This window comes from Streptomyces sp. NRRL B-24572, assembly GCF_002156145.1.
GTDB classification, from domain to species: Bacteria; Actinomycetota; Actinomycetes; order Streptomycetales; family Streptomycetaceae; genus Streptomyces; species Streptomyces vietnamensis.
Window position 1 is genome coordinate 1 of the sequence record NZ_MWIG01000197.1, and the last position, 4,495, is coordinate 4,495.

Genomic DNA, 4,495 nt, shown 5'->3' on the forward strand with positions numbered 1-4,495 from the left:
GCCGCCCTCCTCGGCGAGCGCCTCGGAGGCGTCCCCGTCGTCCCCGCGTACGCCTCCGCCGCCGCGCCCACCGTCCCCGACGCCGTCCGCGCCCTCGAAGCCAGGGGCCGCCGCGTCGCCGTCGCCTCCTGCTTCACCGCCCCCGGCCTCTTCGCGACCCGAGCCGCCGCCCACGCCCCCTGGATCGCCTCGGACCCGCTCGGCGCCCACCCGGCCCTCGCCCGACTGCTCCTCCACCGCTACGAGAAGGCCCGCACGCGGGAACTCGTCGCCGTCTGAGCCCTTCTGTCGGTTCCTCCGGTTACCTTCGAGGCATGGCAGGCATCGAGGACACCAAGGACAGCGCAGACATCACAGACACCCCCGGCTACGACTCCGCCGCGACCGAGCGCTGGGCCGCCGAGCCCGACAAACGCCCCGGGCGCACCGCCTTCCAGCGGGACCGCGCCCGCGTGCTGCACTCGGCCGCGCTCCGCAGACTCGCCGGCAAGACCCAGGTGGTCACGCCGGGCACCCGCAGCCACGCCTGGGACGCCAGCCCCCGCACCAGGCTCACCCACTCCCTCGAGTGCGCCCAGGTGGGCCGTGAGCTGGGCGCCGCCCTCGGCTGCGACCCCGATCTCGTCGAGGCCGCCTGCCTCTCCCACGACATGGGCCACCCGCCCTTCGGGCACAACGGCGAGCAGGCGCTCAACGACGTCGCCAAGGACTGCGGCGGCTTCGAGGGGAACGCCCAGTCGCTCCGGCTCCTCACCCGCATCGAGCCCAAGCGCTTCGTCAAGGACCGGGAGGGGGAGCTGGTCAGCGTCGGGCTCAACCTCACCCGCGCCGCCCTCGACGCCGCCACCAAGTACCCGTGGGCGCGCGGCGGTCACCCCGAGGACCCCGGCTCGCCGAAGTTCGGCGTGTACGAGGACGACCTGCCCGTCTTCGAGTGGATCCGGCAGGGCGCCCCCGCCCACCGCAAGTGCTTCGAGGCCCAGGTCATGGACTGGTCCGACGACGTGGCCTACTCGGTCCACGACTTCGAGGACGGACTGCACGCCGGGCACATCGACCCCAACATGCTCCTCGCCGAGCCCGAGCGGGCCGACGTGTTCGCCGTCGCCATCGGGCGTTACGTACCCGAGGACACCGATCCGCAGGAGCTCGCCGAGGCCCTGGACCGGCTCGTCGACCAGGAGTGGTGGCCGCACGGCTACGACGGCTCGGCCGTCGCGCAGGCCCGCCTCAAGGACGCCACCAGCCAGCTCATCGGCCGCTTCTGTCTTGCCGCCGAGGGCGCCACCCGACAGGCCTACGGCTCGGGGCGGCTCACGCGGTACGCCGCCGAACTCGTCGTCCCCCGCGAGACCCGCAACGAATGCGCCGTCCTCAAGGCCGTCGCCGACCGGTACGTGATGCAGCGTCCCCAGCAGGAGGCGCTCCGCGCCGACCAGCGGATCGTCGTCGCCGAGCTCGCCGAGGCCCTCGTCGCCCGCGCACCTGACGGACTCGAACCGCAGTTCCGGGCCGCGTTCGACACGGCCCGCGACGACCGGGCCCGCAAGCGCGTCCTCGTCGACCAGATCGCCAACCTCACCGACGCCTCCGCCCGGGCCCTCCACGCCCGCCTCCGCACCCCCCGGTAGCCCGTACGGCCCTCTTCCGTCGCCTCCCTCCGTACGGGACCCTCGCAGGCACGGCCCGGGGAGGTACGACGGGACGAACGCCCGGGGGCGTAGGTTGGAACCGGTCGCAACGAGGAGGAAACGACGTGGTCGACGCAGATCAGACCTTTGTCATCGTCGGCGGAGGCCTGGCAGGGGCCAAGGCGGCGGAGACCCTGCGCGCCGAGGGGTTCAACGGTCGGGTGATCCTCATCGGCGACGAACGCGAGCACCCCTACGAGCGTCCACCCCTCTCCAAGGGCTACCTCCTCGGGAAGGAGGAGCGCGACTCCGTCTTCGTGCACGAGGCCGCCTGGTACGCCCAGCACGACGTCGAGCTCCACCGCGGCCAGACCGTCACCGCCATCGACCGCGGGGCCCGCACCGTCCGCCTCGGCGACGGCACCCTCATCGCCTACGACAAGCTGCTCCTCGCCACCGGCGCCGAACCGCGCCGCCTCGACATCCCCGGCACCGACCTCGCCGGCGTCCACCACCTGCGCCGGCTCGCCCACTCCGAGCGGCTCCGCCACGAGCTCAAGCAGCTCGGCCGCGACAACGGCCACCTGGTCATCGCGGGCGCCGGCTGGATCGGCCTGGAGGTCGCCTCCGCCGCCCGCGGCTACGGCGCCGAGGTCACCATCGTCGAGGCCGACCCCACCCCGCTGCACCGGGTCCTCGGCCCCGAGCTCGGCCAGCTCTTCGCCGACCTGCACACCGACCACGGCGTCCGCTTCCACTTCGGCGCCCGGCTCACCGAGATCGTCGGCCAGGACGGCATGGTCCTCGCCGTCCGCACCGACGACGGCGAGGAGCACCCCGCCCACGCCGTACTGATCGCCATCGGCGCCGCCCCGCGCACCGCGCTCGCCGAGAACTCGGGCCTCGCCCTCGTCGACCGGGCCGACGGCGGCGGCGTCGCCGTCGACGAGGCCCTGCGCACCTCCGACCCCGACATCTACGCCGCCGGCGACATCGCCGCCGTCCACCACCCGCTCTTCCACACCCGGCTCCGCGTCGAGCACTGGGCCAACGCCCTCAACGGCGGCCCGGCCGCCGCCCGCGCCATGCTCGGGCAGCGCGTCTCCTACGACCGGGTGCCCTACTTCTTCACCGACCAGTACGACCTCGGCATGGAGTACTCGGGCTGGGCGCCGCCGGGCTCGTACGACCAGGTCGTCGTGCGCGGCGACACCGGCAAGCGCGAGTTCATCGCCTTCTGGCTCAAGGAGGGCCGGGTCCTCGCCGGCATGAACGTGAATGTGTGGGACGTCACAGAGCCCGTCCAGAACCTCATCCGCGCCCGTACGCCCGTGGACACGGAGGCCCTCGCCGACCCCTCCGTCCCCCTGGAGAGCCTGATCTGATCGCACCGGGCGACCCGGCCCCACATCCCCCGGGGGGCGACCCCCGGACCCCCGTACACTTCATGCGTGGCAGGCAGGATCAACGATGACGACGTGAAGGCGGTACGGGACGCGGTCCCGATCGACGCCGTCGTGTCCGAGTACCTCCAGCTACGCAACGCGGGCGGCGGAAACCTCAAGGGCCTCTGCCCCTTCCACGACGAGAAGTCGCCCTCCTTCCAGGTCAGCCCCAGCAAGGGACTCTTCCACTGCTTCGGCTGCCAGGAAGGCGGTGACACCATCGCCTTCGTGATGAAGATCGACCACCTCTCCTTCTCGGAGACGGTCGAGCGCCTCGCCGCGAAGGCGGGCATCACCCTGCGGTACGAGGAGGGCGGCTACAACCCCGGCCACCAGCGCGGGGAACGCATCCGCCTGATCGAGGCCCACAAGATCGCCGCCCAGTACTACGCCGACCAACTCGGCTCCGCCGAGGCCGAGATCGGCCGGAAGTTCCTCGCCGAGCGCGGCTTCGACCAGGCCGCCGCCGAGCACTTCGGCGTCGGCTACTCCCCGGCCGGCTGGGACCACCTCACCCGCTTCCTGCGCGGCAAGGGCTTCTCCGACAAGGAGCTGATCCTCTCCGGCCTCTCCCAGGACGGCCGCCGCGGCCCCATCGACCGCTTCCGCGGCCGCCTCATGTGGCCGATCAAGGACGTCGGCGGCGAGATCGTCGGCTTCGGCGCGCGCAAGCTCCGCGAGGACGACAACGGCCCCAAGTACCTCAACACGCCCGAGACGCCGATCTACAAGAAGTCCCAGGTGCTGTACGGCATCGACCTGGCGAAGAAGGACATCGCCAAGGTCAGCCGCGCCGTCGTCGTCGAGGGCTACACCGACGTCATGGCCTGTCACCTCGCCGGCGTCACCACCGCCATCGCCACCTGCGGCACCGCCTTCGGCGGCGACCACATCAAGATCCTCCGCCGGCTCCTCATGGACAACGGCTCGGCCCGCGTCATCTTCACCTTCGACGGCGACGCGGCCGGCCAGAAGGCCGCCCTGCGCGCCTTCGAGGACGACCAGAAGTTCGCCGCCGAGACGTACATCGCCATCGCGCCCGACGGCATGGACCCCTGCGAACTCCGCCTCGCCAAGGGCGACGAGGCCGTCGCGGAGCTCGTCCAACCCCGCACCCCGCTCTTCGAGTTCGCCCTCCGGCAGATCGTGAAGCGGTACGATCTGGAGACCCCGGCGGGGCGCGCCGCCGCGCTCGACGAGGCCGCCCCGATCGTCGCGAAGATCAAGAACGTCGCCTCCCAGCACGAGGTCGCCGTCCAGCTCGCCGGCATGCTCGGCATCCTCGACACCCAGTTCGTGGTCCGGCGGGTCGCCCAGATCGCCCGCTGGCAGCGGCAGGGCGGCGAGCGCGGCCCCGGCAGGCAGCAGCAGCCCCAGCGGACGTACGACACCCCCGCCCCGGCCGCCGCCCCCTCGGGC

General features: G+C 72.5%; 4 protein-coding genes. All 4 read left to right on the top strand.

Features of this window, described 5'->3' with window-relative positions; genetic code table 11:
* The coding region (locus tag CCN56_RS12620) for a CbiX/SirB N-terminal domain-containing protein (RefSeq protein ID WP_306300603.1) at positions 1–279 on the top strand (279 nt) is incomplete at its 5' end.
* 35 nt (positions 280–314) lie between these two features.
* Positions 315–1,631 (top strand): deoxyguanosinetriphosphate triphosphohydrolase, encoded by a 1,317-nt coding sequence (locus CCN56_RS12625; protein WP_086826505.1) that lies wholly within the window; start codon positions 315–317, stop codon positions 1,629–1,631.
* A 125-nt stretch (positions 1,632–1,756) separates the two neighbouring features.
* Complete coding sequence (locus CCN56_RS12630) at positions 1,757–3,016, top strand: NAD(P)/FAD-dependent oxidoreductase (RefSeq protein ID WP_086826508.1); 1,260 nt, start codon at positions 1,757–1,759, stop codon at positions 3,014–3,016.
* Positions 3,017–3,082: 66 nt separating this feature from the next.
* The coding region (gene dnaG, locus CCN56_RS12635; protein ID WP_086826510.1) for a DNA primase at positions 3,083–4,495 on the top strand (1,413 nt) is incomplete at its 3' end.

Excerpts from the sequence above, each read along its gene's own strand:
- CCN56_RS12625 (WP_086826505.1), top strand. The coding sequence starts at position 315 with ATGGCAGGCATCGAGGACACCAAGGACAGCGCAGACATCACAGACACC.